19 protein-coding genes, 2 tRNA genes, 1 rRNA gene and 1 other RNA gene are annotated in these 23,566 nt (G+C 27.5%); 12 read left to right on the top strand and 11 right to left on the bottom strand.

The window, feature by feature from the left end; genetic code table 11:
- Nucleotides 1–12 precede the first annotated feature (12 nt).
- On the bottom strand, nt 13–909 hold the full coding sequence (trxB, locus tag AAHM83_RS01180) for a thioredoxin-disulfide reductase (RefSeq protein ID WP_342262193.1): 897 nt from the start codon (nt 907–909) through the stop codon (nt 13–15).
- A 77-nt stretch (nt 910–986) separates the two neighbouring features.
- Here trxB and AAHM83_RS01175 point away from each other — a divergent pair, with 77 nt between their 5' ends.
- Nucleotides 987–1,661 carry a 30S ribosomal protein S6 gene (locus tag AAHM83_RS01175; protein ID WP_342262192.1) on the top strand — a complete coding sequence of 225 codons (675 nt, stop codon included), beginning with the start codon at nt 987–989 and terminating at the stop codon, nt 1,659–1,661.
- Nucleotides 1,662–1,890: 229 nt separating this feature from the next.
- Here the strand turns inward: AAHM83_RS01175 and AAHM83_RS01170 are convergent, their stop codons facing one another.
- Both AAHM83_RS01170 and AAHM83_RS01165 read right to left on the bottom strand, forming a co-directional pair.
- Nucleotides 1,891–4,881, bottom strand: coding sequence for a S41 family peptidase (locus tag AAHM83_RS01170; protein WP_342262191.1), 2,991 nt, complete (start codon nt 4,879–4,881; stop codon nt 1,891–1,893).
- Nucleotides 4,882–4,929: 48 nt separating this feature from the next.
- Nucleotides 4,930–5,430 carry a hypothetical protein gene (locus AAHM83_RS01165; RefSeq protein WP_342262190.1) on the bottom strand — a complete coding sequence of 167 codons (501 nt, stop codon included), beginning with the start codon at nt 5,428–5,430 and terminating at the stop codon, nt 4,930–4,932.
- 60 nt (nt 5,431–5,490) lie between these two features.
- Between AAHM83_RS01165 and AAHM83_RS01160 the strand changes: the two genes are divergently transcribed.
- On the top strand, nt 5,491–6,891 hold the full coding sequence (locus AAHM83_RS01160; protein WP_342262189.1) for a ribonuclease E/G: 1,401 nt from the start codon (nt 5,491–5,493) through the stop codon (nt 6,889–6,891).
- An 8-nt stretch (nt 6,892–6,899) separates the two neighbouring features.
- Here the strand turns inward: AAHM83_RS01160 and AAHM83_RS01155 are convergent, their stop codons facing one another.
- On the bottom strand, nt 6,900–7,346 hold the full coding sequence (locus AAHM83_RS01155) for a hypothetical protein (protein WP_342262188.1): 447 nt from the start codon (nt 7,344–7,346) through the stop codon (nt 6,900–6,902).
- 113 nt (nt 7,347–7,459) lie between these two features.
- On the opposite strand from AAHM83_RS01155, the gene AAHM83_RS01150 reads away from it, so the two are divergent.
- On the top strand, nt 7,460–8,896 hold the full coding sequence (locus tag AAHM83_RS01150) for a hypothetical protein (protein ID WP_342262187.1): 1,437 nt from the start codon (nt 7,460–7,462) through the stop codon (nt 8,894–8,896).
- 134 nt (nt 8,897–9,030) lie between these two features.
- On the opposite strand, the gene hemW is transcribed toward AAHM83_RS01150, so the two are convergent.
- The 4 genes from hemW to rimP are packed head-to-tail and all read right to left on the bottom strand — an operon-like array spanning nt 9,031 to nt 15,006.
- A complete protein-coding gene (gene hemW, locus AAHM83_RS01145; protein WP_342262186.1) occupies nt 9,031–10,179 on the bottom strand; it encodes a radical SAM family heme chaperone HemW in 1,149 nt (382 codons plus the stop codon).
- Nucleotides 10,179–13,028 carry a translation initiation factor IF-2 gene (infB, locus tag AAHM83_RS01140; protein ID WP_342262185.1) on the bottom strand — a complete coding sequence of 950 codons (2,850 nt, stop codon included), beginning with the start codon at nt 13,026–13,028 and terminating at the stop codon, nt 10,179–10,181. Before infB ends, hemW begins: the two co-directional genes overlap by 1 nt.
- Entirely contained in the window at nt 13,021–14,532 is a 1,512-nt protein-coding gene (locus AAHM83_RS01135; protein WP_342262184.1) for a transcription termination/antitermination protein NusA, read from the bottom strand. Before AAHM83_RS01135 ends, infB begins: the two co-directional genes overlap by 8 nt.
- Nucleotides 14,533–14,556: 24 nt before the next feature.
- On the bottom strand, nt 14,557–15,006 hold the full coding sequence (gene rimP, locus AAHM83_RS01130; protein ID WP_342262183.1) for a hypothetical protein: 450 nt from the start codon (nt 15,004–15,006) through the stop codon (nt 14,557–14,559).
- A 125-nt stretch (nt 15,007–15,131) separates the two neighbouring features.
- Between rimP and AAHM83_RS01125 the strand changes: the two genes are divergently transcribed.
- The 8 genes from AAHM83_RS01125 to tuf all read left to right on the top strand — a co-directional run bounded on the left by AAHM83_RS01125 (nt 15,132) and on the right by tuf (nt 19,758).
- Entirely contained in the window at nt 15,132–16,349 is a 1,218-nt protein-coding gene (locus AAHM83_RS01125; RefSeq protein WP_342262182.1) for a hypothetical protein, read from the top strand.
- Nucleotides 16,346–16,771 carry a hypothetical protein gene (locus AAHM83_RS01120; RefSeq protein WP_342262181.1) on the top strand — a complete coding sequence of 142 codons (426 nt, stop codon included), beginning with the start codon at nt 16,346–16,348 and terminating at the stop codon, nt 16,769–16,771. The genes AAHM83_RS01125 and AAHM83_RS01120 overlap by 4 nt, the downstream gene beginning before the upstream one ends.
- Before the next feature lie 39 nt (nt 16,772–16,810).
- Nucleotides 16,811–17,153: RNase P RNA component class A (gene rnpB / locus AAHM83_RS01115), an RNA gene on the top strand.
- A 31-nt stretch (nt 17,154–17,184) separates the two neighbouring features.
- Nucleotides 17,185–17,466, top strand: a complete 282-nt coding sequence (gene rplU / locus AAHM83_RS01110; RefSeq protein ID WP_342262180.1) for a 50S ribosomal protein L21 — start codon at nt 17,185–17,187, stop codon at nt 17,464–17,466.
- The gene (locus AAHM83_RS01105) at nt 17,463–18,290 is read left to right on the top strand and encodes a hypothetical protein (RefSeq protein ID WP_342262179.1); all 828 of its coding nucleotides are present in this window, start codon (nt 17,463–17,465) and stop codon (nt 18,288–18,290) included. The genes rplU and AAHM83_RS01105 overlap by 4 nt, the downstream gene beginning before the upstream one ends.
- A 65-nt stretch (nt 18,291–18,355) precedes the next feature.
- A tRNA-Tyr gene (locus tag AAHM83_RS01100) sits at nt 18,356–18,441 on the top strand.
- Between the two features lie 8 nt (nt 18,442–18,449).
- Nucleotides 18,450–18,520 (top strand) — tRNA-Gly (locus tag AAHM83_RS01095).
- Between the two features lie 44 nt (nt 18,521–18,564).
- Nucleotides 18,565–19,758 carry an elongation factor Tu gene (gene tuf / locus AAHM83_RS01090; RefSeq protein WP_342262178.1) on the top strand — a complete coding sequence of 398 codons (1,194 nt, stop codon included), beginning with the start codon at nt 18,565–18,567 and terminating at the stop codon, nt 19,756–19,758.
- Between the two features lie 10 nt (nt 19,759–19,768).
- Here tuf and AAHM83_RS01085 read toward each other — a convergent pair whose 3' ends face one another.
- Genes AAHM83_RS01085 through AAHM83_RS01075 form a run of 3 tightly spaced genes read right to left on the bottom strand, consistent with a single transcriptional unit; the run spans nt 19,769 to nt 21,763 of the window.
- Entirely contained in the window at nt 19,769–20,707 is a 939-nt protein-coding gene (locus AAHM83_RS01085; protein ID WP_342262177.1) for an RluA family pseudouridine synthase, read from the bottom strand.
- Nucleotides 20,688–21,326 (bottom strand): DNA polymerase III subunit epsilon, encoded by a 639-nt coding sequence (dnaQ, locus tag AAHM83_RS01080; protein ID WP_342262176.1) that lies wholly within the window; start codon nt 21,324–21,326, stop codon nt 20,688–20,690. The genes AAHM83_RS01085 and dnaQ overlap by 20 nt, the downstream gene beginning before the upstream one ends.
- A gap of 47 nt (nt 21,327–21,373) precedes the next feature.
- On the bottom strand, nt 21,374–21,763 hold the full coding sequence (locus AAHM83_RS01075) for a hypothetical protein (protein WP_342262175.1): 390 nt from the start codon (nt 21,761–21,763) through the stop codon (nt 21,374–21,376).
- Between the two features lie 261 nt (nt 21,764–22,024).
- On the opposite strand from AAHM83_RS01075, the gene AAHM83_RS01070 reads away from it, so the two are divergent.
- A 16S ribosomal RNA gene (locus AAHM83_RS01070) occupies nt 22,025–23,526 on the top strand.
- The last annotated feature ends 40 nt before the right edge of the window (nt 23,527–23,566 follow it).

Here is a 23,566-nt window from a genome sequence, read left to right as displayed (position 1 = left end):
TCTGATTTAATATTATTTATCTAAATATTTTAGGGCTTCTAAGCTTGCCATGCATCCATATCCTGCTGCTGTTATTGCTTGTCTATATTTTGAATCGTGTACATCTCCTGCAACAAACAATCCTTTTATTTTGGTTATTACTTGGTCTTTTACGTATCCTTTTGCATCTAAATCTAGTTTGTTTGCTAAAAAAGATGTGTTTGGTTTGTATCCTATTGCTATGAATGTTCCATCTACTTTTAATGTTTGTTTTTCATTTGTTTGGTTATTTTTTATTATTATTGATGACAAAAAATCATCTCCTAAAAATTCAATTACTTCCGTATGAAATATTTTTTCTATATTTGTTTTTTTGTTTAATCTTTCTTTTGCTATTTCTTCGCTAGTTAACTTGCTTCCTCTGTGAATTAAATATATTTTTTTTGCTATGTTTGATAAATAAAGGGCTTCTTCTGCTGCTGTGTTGCCTCCTCCTATTATTGCTACTGTTTTCTGTTTGAAAAAAGATCCATCACATGTTGCACATGTTGACACTCCTTTTCCTATGAATTTTTTTTCTATTCCTAACATTATTGGTGTTGCGCCTGTTGCTATTATTAATGTTTTTGTTTTTAGTGTTTGTTTCGAAAGTTTTACTATAAATTCATCTTCTTTTTTTTCAAAATCGATTAAAAAATCTTTTATAAATTCTGTGTTTAGGTTTTTGACTTGATTGTACATTTCCAGCATTAATTTTGGTCCTTGAATTGGAGTTGCGAATCCTGGATAGTTTTCAACTTCTGCTGTTTTCATTAATTGTCCGCAAATTTCTTTTCCTTCTACTATTCCTGTTTTTTTATTTGCTCTTTTTGCATATATTCCTGCTGTTAATCCTGCTGGGCCACTTCCAATTATTAATATATCAAACATTTGTTATCTTATTTTAAAATATTTTTATGATATAGACTAATCTACAAAAATAATATAAAATCCTTTCTAAGGAGCTAGTGTTGGCTAGAAAAAGATTAGTTGAATTATACGGTGATGGTAAAAGAAATTATGAAGTTTGTTTAATTTTGCATCAACACCTTTCTGAAGATGAAGTTAAAAAAAAATTAAGTAGTTTAAAAGCTATTATTGAGACTGAAATTGTTCAAAAAAAAGATGAATATCAAACTTCAAAAAAAAGATCAAAATTAGCGGTTAATCCTTCTGATGAAAATACTTCTACTGTTCAAGTTGCTGAAGTTGTTGAGGCTTCTTTTACTAAAATTAGGTCTTTTAGTTATCCTATTAATGATAAAAGTAATTCTAAAGGATATTATGTTTGTTTATACACTAAATCTTCCCCTTCTATTGTTGATATTATTAAGAAAAAAATTTCTCTTGAATCTGATGTTTTGCGAGTGTTGATTTCTTTGGCTAATCCTAAAAAACAATCTTATGGTATTTTTTCTAATCAGTATGAAACTGATGCTTATAAAAATAAAAATAAATTTTATTCTTACGATGATCCTAATACTTTATCTAAATTTTTAGGTGAACAAGCTAGAATAGCTGAAAGAAAAGGGGCTTTGTTTAATAAGAAGCCACCTAAAAATCAATCTAAAATTCAAAGATCGGTTTCTAAAGTTATTAAAACTGCTAGATTTTTATCTATTCTTCCTTATAGGGAGGAATAATTTTTTTATGTTCCACGTGGAACAATTTTATTTTAACTTTTCTATATTTTATCTGGTGAATTTTTTTCATATAACTGAATTTTTGTTATTGAGCTTTTTTTATATTGTCATGTTCCACGTGGAACATTTTTAATTTGTTGTTTGTTTCTTTTTATATATGTTCTGTTTGTTTTATTTTTTTTTGTTATTTTAATTTTTAATGTTCCACGTGGAACAATTTTAAAATTTTTTATTTAAATGTATTGCAAATTTCAATTGCTTGATTTAGCTGATTATCATTTTGTGGGGTAATTTCTTCTGTTATTGAGTTTTCTATTTCTATATCTGGAACTACTCCATGATTTTCTATTTCTTGTTTTGCATTAAAAAAGATTGTTGCGAATTCTGGTTGAGAGGTTGTTAAGTTGTTTATTAAATTATATCTTGGCCAAATTCCTACTACTCCTCCCCAGGTTCTTTTTCCTATTATTTTTCCTAATTTCATTTGACGAAAATTTTCTGCAAAAATTTCACCATCTGATGCTGTGTTTTCATTAATTAAAAGCACGTAATTTCCATTTGTTGTGTAGTTTGGAATTGAATGTTTTGCAAAATGTCTTGGTATATCTATTCCTGTTCTTTTTTTTGTTAATTGTTCTAAAATTAATGTTGATACGTGTCCTCCTGCGTTATATCTTACATCTATTATTATTGCTTTTTTATCGTGTAGTGATATGTATTTTTTGAAAAAATTTATGAATCCAGCACTACTCATATCTTTTATATGAATATACGCTATATCTGCATTTTTGCTGTTTATATACTCTTCTTGTTGTTTTATCCAGTTTTCATAGTTCCATTTTTTATGTGTTGAAAGATCAATTGTTTTTATATCATATTCTTTTACTTCTTTTTCTGGTGATTCAATTATTAATGAAACGTGTTGATTGCTTTGATTTAGTAATTGTTCTTCTATGTTTGATTTTGTTGTTTCTTCTCCGTTTATTTTTAAAATTTGTGATCCTTTTTTTATATTTTCTAAAATTAATGGGTGCTCTTTTGTTTTGCTTGTAGAGATTATATAATCTTCAATTACTATTTTATTTTCTTTTTCTTTAGTTTTTATTGCTAAATATCCTTTATTACTTGTTTTATATGATTGAAATATATAAGAGTGCGAAGTTTTCATTTCACCTTGAATTTGTTTTAATATTTCATATAGTTCAGCTTTTGTATTAATTCGTGGTAAAAATTTTTTGTATTCTTGAATTTTTTCTTTGAAATCTATGATTATTTCTTTCGACCAAAAAAATTCTTCCATAAACCATGTTAACTCTTCAAATATGTTTTCTAATTCTTTTTTGATTTCTGTTTTAGAATATTTATTAGTTAAATCAAATTTGGATGTTTTCCAATTATCTTCTTCTGCTTTTTCATTTATATCAGAAATTAAAACTGTGTTTTCATTTATTGTTGTAATTGATTTTTTGTTGTTCGTTATTATTGTTGCTTCTTGTTTTTCTTGAATTATTTGTTCTTTTAAAGTTTTTAAGTTATAAACAACCCTTTTTTCATCTGAAATTATACCTAAAATTTGGTTTTCTAAAGCATAAATTTCTTCTAATTTATGGTTAATTTTTAATGGGCTGATTTTATCAGAGATGTTTTTTAGTTCAAAAAGCTCTTCTTGATCTTGATTTTCTTCTTTTTTATCTTTTTCATTTTCTTCTTCTTTTTGATTTGGATCTGTTTTTTTTAATTCTTTATTTTCTATTATCCATGGTTTTAATATATTAAAATTTTCTTTTAAAGGTACATAAAAGGCGTTTGTTTTTATATCAAAATTATAATCAAATTTCACTTCGTCCATTTTTATTTGAAGATTTCTATTAGATAAGAAAGCTATATAATTATTTTCTGGATCTATTGTTGGATTTGTGTTTTGATATTCATCATCTATAACATAATAATTATATTTTTCTTTTAAATTAAATAAAACAATCGCAGAAGAGTTGGCTTTTGGTAATTCATATACTAACCAATTTCCATTTTTTGACCACTCAAAATTATCAATAGGTTTTACAGTTTGAGTTATCAAGTGTTGTTCTCCTTTTTCATTAATTATAGATAGTTCTCCTTTATGGTTAGAAAAAGCTATGAATCCTTTTGTTGAAACTGCAATATGTTCTATTTTTTGTGATGCTAACTTATGTTTTATGATGTTTTCATTTTCAAAAATATGTAATTCTGTTTCTCTTCCTTCTTTTATTCCAAAAATTTTTTCATTTAAAAAACCCGTATGCACATATCTTAATTCTGATGTAATTTGTTTTAATCCACCTGAATATAAATTTTTTTCAAAAAGATTCCCTCTGATAGCGCAAATTATTTTTTCTTCATTGTTATCAATGCTTGTTAAATATTGTGTATGTAGACTTTGTTTCTTATTTGGTTGTTGTATTTTTAAATTTATTTCAATTAATTCTGTTTGATTTTTTTCAATGTTGAAAACATATATTTCTCCCATTTGAGTATAAATAATTTCATTGTCTTTTATTTCCAATCCTTGCAATTTGAATTCTTTATGATTGGTGTGTTTTATTAAATCTTTTCCTTTTGTATCGCAAGAATAAATATTTGTATCGCTGTTATCTTCATATATAAAATAAATTCTTTTTTTATAAAAAACAGGAGAAATTGCTTGACCAGGAAGATCTATTAATAATTCTCCATTTTTATAAATTTTACCTCTTGAGCCACCTCTATAATTTTTCCAGGATAGGTATCCATATTCATCTTTTTGGGTATAAATATCATCTTCATCCTTTGTTAATGCAAAAATAGAATGATAATTAATTTTTTTAATTTCTTTTGTTTGAATGTTTATTTCATAAGTATTAGTTTGATGGCTACTAATAGCTGAATATTCGCTTGAAATAAATAAAATTTGATCATTATGAAAATAAATTGGTTTGATAAATGCATCTTCTGTGAAAGATAATCTTGAAACTTGCTTTGTGTTTAGGTTCATTATATATAAATCAGGGCCGCCTTCAAACTCACTTACAAAAATTAAATTATCATTACTGATTTTTAAATGTTTAATTTCATTATTTGTTATTAATAAATTCTCCACTGTTTTTAACTCTTTGTCAAACTTATATAAGGAGTTGTTTGTTGAAAAAATAATATAATTTTTAAACAACACTGGGGATTTTGCATAAAATTCGTAACTAATCATCTTCTTATAATACGAAAATTAATTGTTTTTTTAAAGAAAAATTAATAATTAATAATTGTTAAACATTTTTTTAATGCAAGATAAACCTTTTTTTAGTATATCCATAATTTGAAAATTCATTTTTAATGCTAATAACTCTTCATAATTATGATGATCGCAGATTAAGCTTAAAAATTCTGAAGCAATCATTGGTTCAAATTTTTGTATATAATTTTTTACCAAATTCCAGTCATTTAATGCTTTTTCTTTGCTTTTGATGATTTGATTATATGAAAACTTAATTTTTACTGTCCAGGTGCTTGGTGATGCTTTTGGAATTGATTTTACACCTATATCTTTTTTCATATGAAAATATAAAGTTTCTAAATATGTGGCCATATCTCTTTCTTCCGCTGTTATTTTATTTGAGTTATAAGCTACATTCACTATATTCATATATTTAGCTTTTGAATTAGATCCAAACAAAAATTCTTTTTTTTCAATTAAATATTTGGTATTTTCAACAAATTTACAAGGTCTCCCCTTTTTTTTTATTACTGATGTAAACACTTTTTTCTCCCCCAAGAAAGATGCTTTCCTAAATGCATTTTATTAAATAACATTATATCAATGCAATCTCTTAAAAATTTTTGTTTTATTAATGATATTGAAGGGTTTAAAACCACCGTAATTTTATTGGATGAAAATTATAAAATTTTACAATATAAAGTTTTAGATAAGAATAACAATATAAAATTAAACAATATTTATTGTGGTATTGTTGAAAAAGTTGATTATAGCCTGGAAAGTATATTTGTTCGAATTGCTGAAGACACAATTGGTTTTTTGCCTTTTAAACAATTAAGCTATAAATATTTCGATAAAGAAACAAAAAAATTAAAAAAATTCATAAAAAAAGGTGATAAAATTTTGGTTCAAGTTATTAGAGATTCTTTAGAATTTAAATACTTAAAACTTACTAATAACATTACTTTTGCAAGTATTTTTTGTGTTTATATGCCTTTTGGAAATGGTGATCATGGTATTTCAAGTAATATAAAAGCTGATCAAAGAATTTTAATTAAGTCTTTTTTAAAATTATTGGCTGAAGAAGGAACAGTGATAGTTCGAACTTCTGCGACAGAATCTTGTATAGATGAGATACAAGAAGATTTTTTATCTTTAAAAAAAACATATCATTACATCTATAAAGCTTTTAAAAAAGCAAATTCTTTCAATTTATTGATGAAAAATGAAGATTTAGTTCAAGTTTTGCGATCATATTCAATTTTTTTAATTGAAAAAGTTTTTGTGAATAATAAAAAAAATTATGATTTACTTAAGTCTTATAATGATAATAACTTTATTAAATTTCCTTCAATTGAAATAAAAAAAGATATAAAATTTTTAACTTTGATTGAAAATCAGTTGAATTCCTTATATAAAAAAGAAATATTATTGCCCTCGAATGGTTCGATAATAATTGAAAAAACAGAAGCGATGATAACAATAGATGTTAATTCTAAAAAAAATACAAAAGGAAAAACGATGGAAGAAACTTCTTTTAATATAAATTTAGAAGCGGTCGATATTATTGTTGATCAAATTATTTTAAGAAATTTGGGTGGTATTATTGCTATTGATTTAATTGATATGGAACAAGAAGAAAAGATTTATAAAATTTATGAAAAATTTAAGCAGGCTTTTAAAAAAGATAAAGCTTCTATAAAAATTTTGCCAATTAATGCTTTAGGTGTTTTGCAGCTTTCAAGAGAAAGAAAAGGATTAAGTGTTTTTGATTTAGATTATGAAAGATGTCTTCATTGTGAAAACGGCCATGTTTTAAGCACTAATTTCTTAATATTTGATTTTATGCAAAAATTATCTAAATATGATGCTTCTGATAATTTATTTATAGATATAAATATAAAATTATTTAATTTAATTTTTAAAAATCATTATGTTTTTATTAAACCATATAAAAATGTAAATTGGAAAATAATTGAAGAGAATAATTTTTTTATTAAGTAATTCTGAGATTAAAACAACAAAAAAAGTTCTAAATTAGAAAAAAATTTAAATATATTTATAGAAAAAAAAGCAATCGAAATAAATGGAATTGCAGGGAATTTGTTTTTTCTGAAAACCAAGCAATAAATTAAAGAAAAAAAACTAATTAATATCAAAAAAAAACCTAATTTTGATGTTTTTATTTGTGAACTACAAGCTACAATTAATATTAAATCGGCAAAAGAAGATAAATCTTTTTTGTAATAAAATTTTGATAAAAAAACGATTAAAATCATTCCTGTTAAAGAAAAAAAAAGTGAAAAATAATTTTGTATATTTGATAATAATAATAAAATTGCACTTGTAAATGTTAATATATCAACTTCTAACGAATAAAAATCCTGTAAAGATAAAATAAATAATAAAATAAAAACAAACAAATAATAATATTGATTATAAAAATTAATAAAATTCATATAAAAATTATATTTTATGTTATTAAAAAAACAAATATTAGCAGATTATAAATATGCATTATTTGTTTTATTGAATAGAGCAATATTACTAATTAATGTATCATATTTATTATATGAAAAATAAAAACTTTTTACTTTTGTTAATTGCTCTTTTTTTATTAACTGGATGTGAAAAAAAGAAAATTAAAGCTCCATTGACTATAATTGAAAAAGAAAAAGAAACGCTTAATATCATTCCTAAAAAAGAAAAAAAATTAAGTATAAAAAAAGAATGGTTGCAGCCGTGTTCTGTAATGTTTACGGATGAAGTAGATTGTGCCGTTGTTCTAAGAAAAATCGCATCCTCATTGGGAGTAACTTTAAGCTTTAATAAAGAGCTCAAAATAAATTATAAAGCTAATAAAAAGCCTTTTATTAATGTTTTATTAGAAATATGTCATCAATTAAATAATAAGATAATTATAAATGATTTAAATGCAAATATAGAAGAAGATGTTCAATATCTTCATAATTATTATTTAGGAAATTTATCATCATCTATAGGAACAGAGTTTTCAACGTCAGTAGATCATTCGTTTGGAGATCAATCAAAAGGAAATGTTTCTAAAAGTTTCTATAAAAACAACAATAATTATTATGAAATGATATCTAATAATTTAACTGCAATTTTAACAAAAGATCATACTTTTACAATTAATGCTCAAGCTGGTATTATCTCAGTGGTTGCACCTCAAAAAATTCATAAAAAAATTTCATTATTTTTAAATTCAATAAAAAAAAGATTAAACGATCAAGTTTTAGTAGAAGCAAAAGTATTAGAAATTGAATTGTTTGATGAATTTTCGTTCGGTGTTGATTTTGATAAATTAAGCAAAGATATAAACGAAAAATTACCCAACAGTATGTTCACTGGAGGTGTAAAAAATAATATGCTTACTTTTGTATCGGATTTTGGAGTTTCAACAATCAAAAATATCATTTTAAATTTTTTAGTAAAATATGGAAAAACAAGTTCAATCTCTAATCCATATTTATTAATTTCTAACAATCATGTTGGTATTTTTAAATCAGTTGAAAACAAAATTTATTTTAAGTTTAAATCAGAAACAGTGATGAATGATAAATATAAAGTGGGAGCAACAAATAAGCAAACCGATTTTGTTACATATCCAGTGGGAGTAACTTTTTCTGTTCATGTTGTAAAATTAGAAAACAACTTAATAAAACTTTATATAAAACCGACAGTAACAGAAGTTAGTAAAGAAATTGAAGATATTGGATATGATTTTGTTTCATGTTCTAAAGGAAATAAAAAAAATGAATCAAAAATACCTATAATAAAAACAAGAGAAATGGAAAGTGTGTTAGTTTTAAGAGATGGACAATATGCAATAATAGGTGGATTAATTGATACATCATCATATGAAGAAACTCAATTAACAAAAAAAGCAAAAAAAGCAAAAAAAACAGAATTAATTATATTGTTAAAAGTGCAATCAATAGATAATGATGAAGAAGAAGATATCTATGATTATTTAATAGAAAAATAAAAAATGTTCCACGTGGAACATTATTAAAAAATTATTGATTTGAAATGATTTTTATTAAAATCGTTTATAAAGTAAGGAAAGAGTTTTTTGAATTGTTATTAAAAAATTGCAACTTAAATGTTCCACGTGGAACATTAATCTTCAATTAACATTCTTAAAATTGCATTAAGTTTTAATCTACCATTTAATGAAAGAGTGTAAACATTGTTGTTGTTTTTTATAAAGTTCTTATCAATTAATAGTTGTAAATTTGTTTTATTTACATAATTTAATTCATTTTCATATAAAAAAATTCCTTTTTTTAATCGAAACCCCATTAGCATTTTTTCAATTGTTTGGTCCTTTAATGATAAAGTCTCATATTCTTCTACAAATTGATTTTTCTCAACAGTGTTGTTTATTTGTTCTTTCCACTTGTTAGGATTTTTATAATTATTAAACTTATATTTTTGATTATTAATTATCATTCGGCTATGTGCACCAGGCCCAATACCTAAATATTGATTATAATTCCAATAACATAAATTATGTTGGCTTTCATATTCAATAGATTGAGATATATTAGAAATTTCATATTGGTTCCAATGTAATTTATGAAAAATTTTATGAGTATATCTATATAAAATGCTTTGTTTATCTTGGTTCATAGGAATCCATTTTTTGACTCTAACATCATGAGCAAATTGCGTGTTTTCTTCAATTGTTAATTGATATAAGGATAAATGTTTTATATTATTGTGTAAAGAAAAGTCTAAAATTTTATCTAAATCTTTTTTCCATTTTGGTAAATCATCATAAGGAAGCGTATAAATATAATCGGTTGAAACATTGTTGCAAATTTTAGAAGCTTCGGTTACTATTTTCTTTGCTTCTTCTGCAGAATGAATTCTTCCTAAAAAATTTAAATCCATATCGCTTAAAGATTGTACGCCAATTGAAAATCTATTAATACCAACTTTTAGAAAGTTTTCTAAATTTCCAGTTTCAATAGATGAAGGATTAATTTCTATGGTAATTTCAATCCCTTTTATATTCCAAAATTCTTTAATTTTATTTAATATTTTTTCAATTAAAAAAGAAGGAATTAAAGAAGGAGTACCACCCCCAAAAAAAATTGTATTAATTTTGTAATTTTTAAAAGTTTCTGAATAAAATTCAATTTCCTTAATTAACAAAGTGGTCCACTCTTCTGGATCATTTTTCCAAGCATAGCTATTAAAATCGCAATAAGGGCATTTTTTTATACAAAAAGGCCAATGAATATATAAACTAAATGAATTCATTAAGTTGGTCTTTTATATTCTATTTTATAGCATTTAATTTCATCTTCTTCTGAAATTTCTTTATAATTTACAAAAATTCCGCATTCAAGGCCGTTTGCAACTTCTTTTACCTCATCTTTAGATTTTTTGAGAGATTCAATTTTTCCTTTAAACACTTCTTTACCTTTTCTAAGAACGATAGCAACAGCACCTTTTAAAATTTTTCCATCTATAACCATGCACCCAGAAATATTTCCAATTTTGGATGATTTAAAGATTCTTTTTACAACAGCTGTTCCTGTATAAAGTTCTTCTTCTATTAAAGTGATCATTTTTTCTAATTCTTCTTGAACTTTTTTTTCTATTTCATAAATTATTTTACTAGAGCAAATCAAAATATTATCGTTTTTAGCTAAAAACTCTATGTCTTTGCTAATGCTTAAATTGTAATTTAGAATCATAGAATTAGTTAATTTAGCTAAATCCATATCAGATTCTTTAATTTTTCCAACAGATCTTTTTACTATTTTATATTTACTATGTTCAACATCTAAATTGTTTAATGTGTGTTCTAAAGCCTCTAAAGCGCCTTGAGTGTCTGCATTTAAAATTAAGTATAAAGTTGGTTTTTCAGTTGCAAAAAAATCTTCAATTTCATTAATTGAACTTATTGATTCTTGAGAAACAGATTTTTTAGTTAACTCCGTAGCAAAAGTATGATCTAAAACAGCAAAATTATCACCAGGAATAGGGCAATCATTTAGACCCAAAACCTCAACGGCCATACCAGGAGTAGCTTCTTTTATGCTTTTATGCATATCATTCCACATTCCTTTCACTTTTCCAAAGGTTTTTAAGGTAGAGCAAACATCACCAATTTTTAGTGTTCCTTGTTGAATTAAAATAGTAGACAAAGTTCCTATTTTTATGTCAATTTTTGATTCTAAAACAACACCAATTGCTTTTGCATCATAGTTTGCTTTGAGGTCAATTAAATCAGCATAAACTAAAATTGTTTGAAGTAATAACTCTACGTTATGACCAGTAACAGATGAAACCTCAATAAGCTCAATATCCCCACCGTAGTCTTTTACTAAAACGTCATGTTTAGATAATTCTTGCTTAATTTTTTCTATATTAGATCCAGGCAAATCACATTTAGTTGAAGCAACTATTAATTGAGTTTTTGTTTTCTGAATTTGTTTAATAGCTTCAATTGTTTGATCTTTTACTCCTTCGACAGAAGAAATAACAAGAATTGTGATATCATTTAAATTAATACCTCTTTTTCTCATATTAGAAAAAGCAGAATGACCAGGAGTATCAATAAAAGTTATATCTCCATTTTTTGTATGAACAGAATAAGCAGCTATTTTTTGTGTAATTCCACCAACTTCAGATTTAGTTAAGTTGCTTTTTCTTATTTTATCTAATAAAGAGGTTTTACCATGATCAACATGTCCAACAATAGCAACAATAGGAGCTCTTTTTTTAGCAGTGTTTTCATCTATTTTAATGCTAAAAACATCAAATTTTTCTTGATTAATAGAATCTTTTCTAATAACTTTATGACCAAGAGAAGTTGCAACCATTTCTAAAATTTCATTGCTCAAAGGCGCATTTATGTTTATAGTTTCATCATATCCAATATACTTCAATTGGTATTCTATTTCTTCAATTTTTGTTGAAAGTAAACTTGCAAGCTCTTTTAAAGAAATTTCATTTTCAAGCTCAATTGTTTTTTTTAAAACAGCTTTAGACTTTGAAAAATTGTTTTTTCTGCCTTTTTTAACTTTGTAATAAACAGAATCTTCTAAAGTTGAATCTTCTATTCTGCCAATAAAATTATTTCCTATAATATTGGAAAATTGAGTTAATTTGGGCTTAGATGATTCTTTTTTGCCATTTCTTTTTTTCTTTTCAAAAGGAGAAGAGGAAAAAAAAACAGCAGGTTTACTGAACTTAGAATCAAAATTATTTTGACCAGCGAATTTATTGGTATTATTAAAAGGTTGTCCAGAAAAGTTATTGTTTTGACCAAATTTATTTTGTGATCCAGTGTTGTTTCTATTGTTAAAAGGTTGTCCACCAAATTTATTGTTTTGAGCAAATCTATTTTGAGTTCCAGTATTATTTCTATTATTAAAAGGTTGTCCAGATAAATTATTGTTTTGACCAAATCTATTTTGAGATCCAGTGTTGTTTCTATTATTAAAAGGTTGTCCAGATAAATTATTGTTTTGAGCAAATCTATTTTGAGATCCAGTGTTGTTTCTATTGTTAAAAGGTTGTCCAGAAAAGTTATTGTTTTGACCAAATCTATTTTGAGCTCCAGTATTGTTTCTATTGTTAAAACCACCTTCAGTTCTAGGAAAATCTTTTTTTATAAAACCAGATTTAAACTGATCTTTATTGTCTCTATTAAAACCTGGGCTAGAAAAATCTCTTTTAAAAAAGCCAGAATTAGATGGATTTTGAAAGTTATTATTAAAATTATTGCGATTAAAATTGTTAAAATCTCTTTTTATAAAATTTTGTCTATCTTCATTTTTAGGCTTGTTAAACTTATTCTCATTTTTTGGTATAAAAGTTTTTTTTCGAAAAGAAGAAGAATTATCGTTTTTGTTTAAAGATCTGTTAGTTATAATTTTTGTGTTAGCATCGGTTAAAACCTGAGGCATTCCTTTAATTAACTTTGTATTAGGGTTATTTAATTCTTCTATTTTTTTATCAACAATACTTTTATTGATGTCAGAAGGATGTTTTTTTTCATCTTTTTCCATGGATTTTTCTGAATTCAACTCTTTTTTAGGAGCTTCAAATTTTAACTTCAAAATTTTTTTTGAATCCTTTGTCTTATCTTCAGCCATTTATTCCTCCTGTTTTTTTAGGTTTTATATTTCTAGCAAGTGTAATGATATTGCAAGAAGTTTCAAAATCTAAGTTTAAATTAGCTTTATCAAAAATTTCCATTAATTCAACAGCGTCTAACATGGAAAGCTCCATTTTAGAGAGTATATCATTCTTGTTTAAAAGTTTAATTTGATTAGTAGTTAAGTTTTGCATAGAAAAAAGAGAAACATCTTTATTTTCTTTTTCTAGTGAATTTTTTAGAGCTTCTCTTTCTTTTTCTAAAAACTCTTTAGCTCTAAAAATTAAAGTTTCTGCAAGCTCTTCATCGAAGCCGTTTAAAGTTGCAATTTCCTCATTAGAAGAATTCGCGATTATCTCTGCAGTTTCAAAATTTTCAGAAATTAAAAGATGAGCCATCATTTCTTCGATTTGTAAATGATCGACCAATTCTTGAGTTCTTTTTTGAAGAAGATTTTTAGTGTTGTTTTTTTCATTTTCTTCTGTGATCAATGTTATAGAGGCAACTCCACATAGTTTTTTAACTAAAGATACGTTTTGCCCGCCTCTTCCCATTGCTTTGCTAAAATCTTGATCAGCAACAACAACTTCATACCGATTCTTACTAATTTCAGTTACTTTAATAACATCACAAGGAGCAAAAGCATTAACAATGTTTTGAGGAACCCTGTCTTCTTTATCAGCAAGAACAAAGCTAATTTTTTCACCAGCTAACTCCTTAGTTATATTGTGAATTTTAACGCCCCTATCGCCAATGCAAATTTTAATTGGATCAATTGACATTCTGTTAGTTCTAACGCTAACTTTCGATAAACTACCAGGATCTCTAGCAATACTGCAAACCTCAATAATGCCTTCTGCAATTTCATGAATTTCATTTTTAAGTAGCTCTCTCAAAAAATTTGGATGAGTTCTGGAAAGTAATATTTGTTTATCAAAATTTTTTCTAACATCTTCAATAAAAAATTTAATATAAGAATTTTTTTTAATAATATCATTTGGAAGCATTTTGTTTTTTGGCAAAACAGCTTCTCCAGAGTTATCAGGAAAACTTATGATAGCTTCAGATCGATCCAGTTTTTGAACATATCCAACGCCTAAAGTGTGCATCTTTTCATAAAAAAACGAATATTCTTTTTCTTTTTGAAGTTTGTTTAATTGTTGTTTTAATTCAACGTAAAGTTTGTTAATTTCAAATGCTTCTAAATTAAAAGGAAGAACTTCTTTGATTAAATCATCAACTTTGGCATCTTTTTTCCTTTTAATAGCGTCAGATAATTTTATTTCATAAAAGGAATAATAGTTAGAATCTTGCACAATTCTTTTTTCTAGAAAAACTTCAAAAGATCCGTTCTGATCAATTTGTATTTTTAAAGAATCTCTATTTCCATATTTTTTGGCAGCAAAATCTAATAATTTCTCTTCTAAAATTTGCTTTACAACAGATTCATCTAACCCTCTATCTATTGCTATCGCACTTATAATTTCATTAAAATTTTCCATTCTAATCTCTTGTTTGTCCTTTTTTCAAATCAGTAATAGTTGAGCTTTTTTTACTTGGTCAAAACTAATTGACAAATTTTCATGTTCTGATTTCAGATATATAATACCATCTTTTATTTGTTTTAAAAAGCCCGTGAAATTACGTCTATCTTCTATTTTTGTTTTGGTTTCAATTTTGATTTTTTTTCCAATGTTTTCTTCAAAATCTTCAAAATCAAATAAAATTTTATTAATTGATTCGCTTTGCACAGATATATTTAGATTTTTTTCAATATTTTCTTTTTTACTCCAAATTAAAACTAATTTATGAACGTTTTCACAATCTTGTAAAGAAGCAAACCCACCTTTAAGTTTTAATAGTATATCTATTTTTAAAGTGTTTTGACGGCCCCATTTTGTAATTTGTGCAATTTTTAAACCAGTATCAATTTGATCGTTTAAAAAGTCTTCTAAACTTTCAATAATGTTTTTCATAAGTCGAATTATAGACGCATATTAAATTTGAGTCCATTCTTTTAATAAAAAAAACACAAAAACAATTAATTTGTAAGTTTTTAGCACTATTAAAAATTTGAAATATTAATTATAAAATAACTAATATGAACAAATACATAGTTTTTCTCTCTTTAATCGGGTTTAAAAGTTTTTCTTGCACGCCAAAAAGTGAATTTTTCAAAAAAAAGAATGAATCTAAAAAAAACAAAAAGTTACAGCAAAAAGATTTAACGAATAAAATAAACGAATTATTTGAGGATTTAAAAAATAATTCTAAAAAGTCTTTCGATAAAGATTATAAGTTTTTGGTGGTAAAATTTATGCAGTCGCCTTTTTTTAATCGCGAATTTTCTAATATTAGCAATAAAAAAAATCAAGCTTTCTTAAAAAACAACAAAGATTTTGGAAGAATATCTTCTGATTTTAAAATTAATGATAAGCCAGATTTTAAAGTAAGTTTTCCTTTGATACCCATGGTAGAGTCTTTATTAAACGTAGAAAAAAATGAGGTTGAATTTGACTTTTTAAATAAAATAGCATATAACTTATCTGAATTTTTAAACAAAGCATATGAGTTAAGGGTGAAAAAATGGGCTCTTTTAAACATTGAGTCTGATATTGAACAGTGCTATTCAGCATTAAGTAAAATAAAAAATTCATTAGATTTTGCAGGGTTGAATGAAAAAATAGATGATTTATTTGAGGAAATAAATGACTTAAAGCAAGATATAAACGATTTGGAATCAGAAATGGAAAGCCGATGGAATATTGAAAAATCTTTTTGGTCTTCCTCTAACTTTTATCCTTCTTTTGAGTTTGTTTTTTCTTTTTTGCAAGAAGATATGAGTTTTGCGTTAAAAAACACAGCTGCTTCTTTTAAAAAAGATAAAAAATTTAATCTTTCTTTTGTTTCTGTCGATTTCAATTTAAAGGTTTATCCTGATATTAAGCCTTCTTTTTCAGTTTCTTTAAAATTGTTTGATTTAATTTTTGGAAATAGTTTTGAAGATAAAAATTCCTTAGACATATCACTAAAAAACAGCTTTGAGATTTCTAAAGTTAGAAGAAACATTAAAAAAAACATTAGAAAAGCCTCAAAAAACATCAAAAAACATATGTTTTTAAAGCAAAAAACATCAAAAACAGTTGATTTTGATAAAGAAAATTTAAAGAAAAAGATCGAAGATCGGTTAAAATATATAAGACAATGTTTAGAATGTTGTTCAGATTTGGTTTTGGTTTTTGAGCAAATTGTGTTGTATAAAAAAATTAACAATGATTTAATATTAGATTGTAAGATGTTGTTAGGAGAAGAAGCATGAGTGTTGGTGATGATTCTATAGAGGGGTTATTGAAAAACCTAAAAAAAACTTTAGACGTTGACTCTAAAGATAAGGGGTTTAATGAAAAAGATGGCGATACAAATAGTTCCAATGTAAAAAAGGAGCCTCAAAGAGATTCTTTTGTTAAAAATGATGTTTCGAACAATGAAATGGTTTTTGTTTTGAAAAAAAAAGGTGAAAAAGCTAAACAAAAAGAAGAAGATCTTTTGAAAAAAAACGTTATTTCTCATGTTGAAAGTGAAGTTGTTAGGTTCGTTGTTTCTTTTTGCTCTTCAGAAGAAGGTATTTCTTATATTAAATCTTTAATTTCTTTGTCTTTGGAGTCTAAGGATGATTTGATAAAAAAAACCGTTAAAGAAGAGATTTCAAAAAAAATTCAAGAAGTTTTATCTTCTAAATAGGTTTTTGATATATATTTTTTTTTCTGATATACTTTTGAATGTGCGATTTTGCGAATTGCTTTTTTATAAAAAGAGGAAAGTCCGGGCTCCAGAAGTAAAGAATGCCAAAGAAATTTTGGCGCTGTTTTTTATAAAACGGTAGGGAAAGTGCAACAGAGAATAGACAGCTTTTTTTTTAAAGTGATGGTGAAAAGGTGAGGTAAGAGCTTACCAGGGCTTTGAGTAATTTTAGCCTGTTAGTGAAAACCCCATTCGGAGCAAGTCCAAGTAATAGTTTAACTTCTGAAAAAAAACTAAGGTGGGACGCAAGATAAAAGATTTTATCTTTCTTAAGATTAATAATTCGCTTAAACAGAACCCGGCTTAAAAAATCGCATCTTTTTTTATTGATAAAGTTATAATATAATTTTTTCATGAAGTATATTATAGAATCGGGTGGAAAACAATATTTAGCAACAAAAGGAAAAACTTTGGCCTTACCTAAAATTGATGCAGAGGTTGATTCTGTTATAGATTTAAAGGTTCTTTCAACTGTGGCTGATGAAGCTTTGGATTTTTCTGTGACATCTGTTAAGGCTAAAATAAAAGAACATAAAAAGGATAAAAAAGTTATTGCTTTTAAAAAAATTAGAAGACATGGATACGAAAGAAAAAAAGGACACAGAACACATTTAACTTTGGTGAGTGTTTTATGAAAAAAAAGAGCTTATTTATTTTTGGTCTTTTTTTTGTTTTTTTTATTCATTCTAATAAAGTGGAGTCTCAAAAAATAAATGAAAGCACAAAGGGCTCTTTATCAAAAATGGAACAGTTTAAAAAAGAGTTTTTGCAAAGTTTTCCTTGTTTTGATTTTAATGAAGACGATGTTTTTAGTATTATTTCCTATTTTAGAGTTACTTTAAGAAAAAATGAGTTTAAAAAGGCTTTTGATATTTTGGATTCCTTGCAGCTTAAATATTCCGATGATCTTGAAATAACTAGGTTGATTTTTTTCTACAAGTATGTTTTATGTTGTGTTTTTTTTGATATAGAAAAATATAGTCAGGTTAATCAGCAGTATATGAGAATCGCTTCTGTTAACTTTAAGCACGAAAAAAACATTCAAAAAATCAGTTTTTTAGTTAGAAACAAATATTATTCTAATGAGTCTGAATATAGTATTTCTGTAAAATTTTCTGATAATTATTTTTTAAAAAAAATGCAAGTTAATGATTCTTATCTTGATTCTGTTTTTGAATTAATGAAAGTTTCAAAAGAATGTTTGGCTTTGAAAGTTTTAAATGAATCTTTGAGCAGCCCGTATGGTGAAAGTTGGATTGAGTCAGTTTGGTATTGTGTTGAATGTATTAACAAAAAAGATTTTGATAATTTAGATGTTTTTTATTATGTTTTAATTGAATTTTTATTTAATCAAGGTTTAGAAGAAAAATCTTTTGTTCTATATAGCACAATGAAAGAAAAGTTTTCAAATTCAGAATTTACAAAATTAGCTGGCGAATTTTTTGAGAAAAAAATTTAATTTTATTGCACTTGACACGATTCAAAAAAAAGTTCATTATTTTCATAGACGCTTTTAGTGTGTTTGGAGAGATGGCCGAGTGGTTAATGGCAGCAGACTGTAAATCTGCCGACGAGAGTCTTCGTAGGTTCGAATCCTGCTCTCTCCACCAATTTTTATGCGGGTGTAGCTCAATGGTAGAGCTCCAGCCTTCCAAGCTGGCTACGTGGGTTCGATTCCCATCACCCGCTCGTTTTAAACACTAAAAATGTCAGTTTTTTTAGGAGATTAAAAAATGGCAAAAGAAGTTTATAATAGATCAAAACCACATGTTAATATTGGAACAATCGGACACGTTGACCATGGTAAAACAACTTTAACTGCAGCTATCACAAAAGTTTTAGCTGAAGCTGGTGGTGCTAAGTTTACAGATTATTCTCAAATTGATAAGGCTCCAGAAGAAAGAGCTCGTGGTATTACAATTTCTGCTTCTCACGTTGAATATGAAACTGCTAATAGGCATTACGCTCACGTTGATTGTCCTGGTCACGCTGACTATGTTAAAAACATGATTACTGGTGCTGCTCAAATGGATGGTGGTATTTTAGTTGTTGCTGCTACAGATGGTGCAATGCAACAAACAAAAGAACATTTATTATTAGCTAAGCAAATTGGTGTTCCTGCTATTGTTGTTTTTTTGAACAAGTGTGATATGGTCGATGAAGAAACTATGGAAATGGTTGAAGCTGATCTTGAAGATGTTTTGAGTAGTTATGGTTTTAAAGATTCTACTATTATTAGAGGTTCTGCTTTGTGTGCCTTGGAAGGAAAAGATCCAGATGGTTATGGAAAAGCCGCTGTTTTGAAGCTAATGGAAGCTGTTGATACTAGTATTCCATTACCAGCTAGAGAATTAGACAAGCCTTTTAAAGCTTTCATTGAAGATGTTTACACTATTTCTGGTCGAGGAACTGTAGTTACTGGTGTTGTCGCTAGGGGCGTATTAAAAGTTGGTGAAGAAGTCGAAATTGTTGGTTTTCATGAAAACAAAGAAAACAAAAAGACAATTGTCACTGGGGTAGAGATGTTTAGAAAAGAATTGTCTCAAGCTGAAGCTGGTGATAATGCTGCCTTTTTATTAAGAGGTGTTGGTCGTGACGATGTTAAAAAAGGTCAAGTTATTGCTAAGCCAGGGACTGTTACAGCTCATAAGAAATTTGTTGCAAATATGGTTGCTTTGACAAAAGCTGAAGGCGGAAGAAGCACTGCTTTTGGTGTTAAATATAAGCCACAAGTCTATTTTTCTACTACTAACGTTACTTGTGAAATTGTGGCAATAAAAGATAAAGAATTTATCAAGCCTGGTGATACTGCTGAGGTTACAATTGAATTATTATATCCTGTTGCTATAGAAAAAGGTTTAACTTTTGCTATGAGAGAAGGTGGAAGAACCGTTGGACAAGGTACTATTATTGAAGTTATAAAATAAACACAAGCGTTTACAAGATTTCAAAGAGATCTGTAAATTCTTTTGGAAACGGAGATTCTATTTTCATTTCTATTTTTGTTTTTGGGTGCATAAGAGTTATGTTTTTTGCATGTAATCCCATTCTTTTATAAAACAAAGTTTTCATAGAGGGACATTCTTTTATTCCATACAAACAATCATTCACAATTGGTAATTTAAACTTTGATAATTGCAATCTTATTTGGTGCATTCTACCTGTTATTGGATTACATTCAATTAAGGATAGATTTTTATCGTTATGTTGAATTGTTTTTTTTATTTTAAAATACATTTGGGCTAGTTTTCCTTCTTTTTCAGAAATTGCCATTTTTTTTCTGTTAATTTTAGATCTTGAAATATAATTTTCTAAATAGTGTTTTTCGCTGTTTGTTGTTCCATGTGAGATTGCATAATATGTTTTTTTTATTGTTCTTGATGCAAATTGATCATTTATATTTGCATGGGTTATATTATCTTTTGCAAATATAATACACCCACTAACTCCTTTATCTAATCTATGAACTGTTCCTAATTTTTCTGGTCCGTTTATATCTGATAAGCTGCAGTGATAAGCTAATTTGTTTACAAGTGTGTTGTTAAAATTTCCAGCACCTGGATGGATAATTAATTCAGCGGGTTTGTTTACAATAATTAAATATTGATCTTCAAATAAAATTTCTAAATCATATTTTTCAGGTGTAATTTTAGTAAAATTGCTTTCAATTGGTTCTAAAAAATATTCTTCTCCTGTTTTTGTTGTTTTGTTTGCTTTAAGCACTATCTCTTCGTTACATAATAATTTTTTATTTATAATAATTTTTTGAATCATGCTTCTTGAAAAATCAGATAACTCAGATAAAGCTAGGTCGACCCTTTTTCCATTGTTTTCTTCGTTTATAATTATTTTCATTTTATTCTTTAAAAAAAGCATCATTTTTCTCTATTTCGTTTTTGTTTATTGATATTTTTTTTTTATTAATTGATGATCTATATGAATTTGTTTTCTTTTCATTTTGATCTTCTTTTGAAGTTAGTGAAGTTTGTGTTTGCGTTAAGTTTAAATAAACAAGCGCTAGAATTTCTGAATCAAGCAACGCTCCATGATATTCTCTTTCAATTACAATTTTAAATTTTTTCATTAAAGAGTCTAAATTTATTTTTTCTCCTGGAAAACGAGATCTTGCTAGAATCAAAGTGTCTATAACTTCGTTTTTAAGTGGAGGAAGTTCGCATCTTAATAGTTCTTCGTTTAAAAAAGAAATATCAAAATTAGCGTTGTGAATAATTAAAGTTGCATCTTTTATAAAATCTAAAAATTCATTTACATAATCTTTAAAGGTTAAACAGTTTTTTACTTTTTCGTCTGTAATTCCATGTATTTTACTTACTCTGCTAGAAATGTGCATTTCAGGATTTATATATTTTTGGAATGTTTTTTTATTGTTTATTCCATTAGTAATATCTACACATCCTATTTCTATAATTTTTTCTGTTTTTGAGTTTAAACCAGTCGTTTCTGTATCTAAACAAATTAATTTTTTGTTTATCATAATTTTATTGTTGTTTTTTTTTGCAACTAATTCAAGGTTTGTTTTTATTAATTTATACTTGGTTGATTTATATTTGCTGCAATTGTGAATTTATAATCGTGTAACGTTTTTTTTGGCATTTTTAACTTTTTGTACACTTCAATAAGAAGCTTTACATCTGGTAATGCGTTATGTAATTTTTTTTCATCTTCTATTTTTATATCTAAGTGTCTTGCCACGTTTAAAAGAGTGTAATTTGTCTCTTGTGTGTTGCTAGGTGTTAGAGGAATAGAATCTGTCTCTTGTGTATTTTCGGGGGATGGAAGCTCACAATCTTCACTTGCTAGTTTCTCTATTTTTTGTTTTTTATTTGATGCAAAGATTAGGGGTTCTTTCTCTCTTTTTGTTTTAGTAGCGTTAATGTTAATTAAAAAAAAAATAAAAATTAAATGTTTCATATAAGTATACAATATATAAAAATAATTGCAGGTTTAAAAGCTATAAAAATAAAATTTAATTTATTTTGAAAAAAGGGGTTGACGAGTTTTTTGTTTTAGTGCAGAATAAACAACGTAAGGTTGCGAAAGCAATTAAGTTGATTTAAGTTATGAAAAAGTAAGAGATAATAAAGCCAGTTGTCGATGTTTATATATTATTTAAAACGTTGACACTTTGGATTTTCTTTTTTAAAAGAAAATTTTGTACAAGTTGAACGTCTTTTTTTTGAGAGTTTGATCCTGGCTCAGAGCGAACGCTAGCGGCACGCCTAACACATGCAAGTCGAACGAAAATTTTATTTCGGTAAAATTTTAGTGGCAGACGGGTGAGTAATACATAGAAATTTGCCCTTTTGAGGGGGATACCCACAAGAAATTGTGATTAATACCCCATAAGCTCGAAAGAGGAAAGGTCTTCGGACCGCTGAAGGAGAAGTCTATGTCGGATTAGATTGTTGGTAGGGTAATGGCCTACCAAGTCTATGATCCGTAGCTGATTTGAGAGGATGATCAGCCACACTGGGACTGAGATACGGCCCAGACTTCTACGGAAGGCAGCAGTGAGGAATATTGGACAATGGGGGAAACCCTGATCCAGCGATGTCGCGTGAATGATGAAGGCCATTTGGTTGTAAAGTTCTTTCGTCTGTGACGATAATGACGGTAACAGAAAAAGAAGCTCCGGCTAACTCCGTGCCAGCAGCCGCGGTAAGACGGAGGGAGCAAGCGTTGCTCGGAATAATTGGGCGTAAAGGGTGCGTAGGTGGTTTTTTAAGTGAGATGTTAAAGGCCTGGACTTAATCTGGGTATGGCGTTTTATACTGAAAAACTTGAGTGTGGGAGAGGAAACAGGAATTCCTCAAGTAGAGGTGAAATTCATAGATATGAGGAGGAACACCAGAGGCGAAGGCGAGTTTCTGGAACACTACTGACACTGAGGCACGAAAGCGTGGGTAGCAAACAGGATTAGATACCCTGGTAGTCCACGCCCTAAACGATGATTGCTAAACGTTGGGAATGTTTAATTCTCAGTGTTAAAGCTAACGCGATAAGCAATCCGCCTGAGTAGTACGGTCGCAAGACTAAAACTCAAAGGAATTGACGGGGACCCGCACAAGCGGTGGAGCATGTGGTTTAATTCGATAATCCGCGAAAAACCTTACCAGCTCTTGACATGAAGATCATAGCCTTATGAGAATAAGGTGTCGGTTCGGCCGGATCTTGCACAGGTGGTGCATGGCTGTCGTCAGCTCGTGTCGTGAGATTTTGGGTTAAGTCCTTTAACGGGCGCAACCCCCATTTTTAGTTGCTAACAGGTTAAGCTGAGAACTTTAGAAAGACTGCCAGTGATAAACTGGAGGAAGGTGGGGATGATGTCAAGTCCTCATGCCCCTTATGAGCTGGGCTACACATGTGCTACAATGGCGGCCACAATAGGTTGCAAAGAGGTGACTCTGAGCCAATCCTAAAAAGCCGTCTCAGTTCGGATTGTTCTCTGCAACTCGAGAACATGAAGTTGGAATCGCTAGTAATCGCTGATCAGCACGCAGCGGTGAATACGTTCACGGGTCTTGTACACACCGCCCGTCAAGCCATGGGAATTGGCTTCACCTAAAGATGATGAGCTAACCTTCGGGAGGCAGTTGTTTAAGGTGAGGTTGGTGACTGGGGTTAAGTCGTAACAAGGTAGCTGTAGGAGAACCTGCGGCTGGAATACCTCCTTTCTAGGGAAGGACAACTGGCTTTATTATCTTTTGCTTTTGT

The organism is Alphaproteobacteria bacterium endosymbiont of Tiliacea citrago, assembly GCF_964031065.1.
GTDB lineage: Bacteria > Pseudomonadota > Alphaproteobacteria > CAJXXZ01 > DAHXLG01.
The sequence above is the reverse complement of the archived record's forward strand: the minus strand, read 5'-3'. Positions and strand labels throughout refer to the sequence as shown.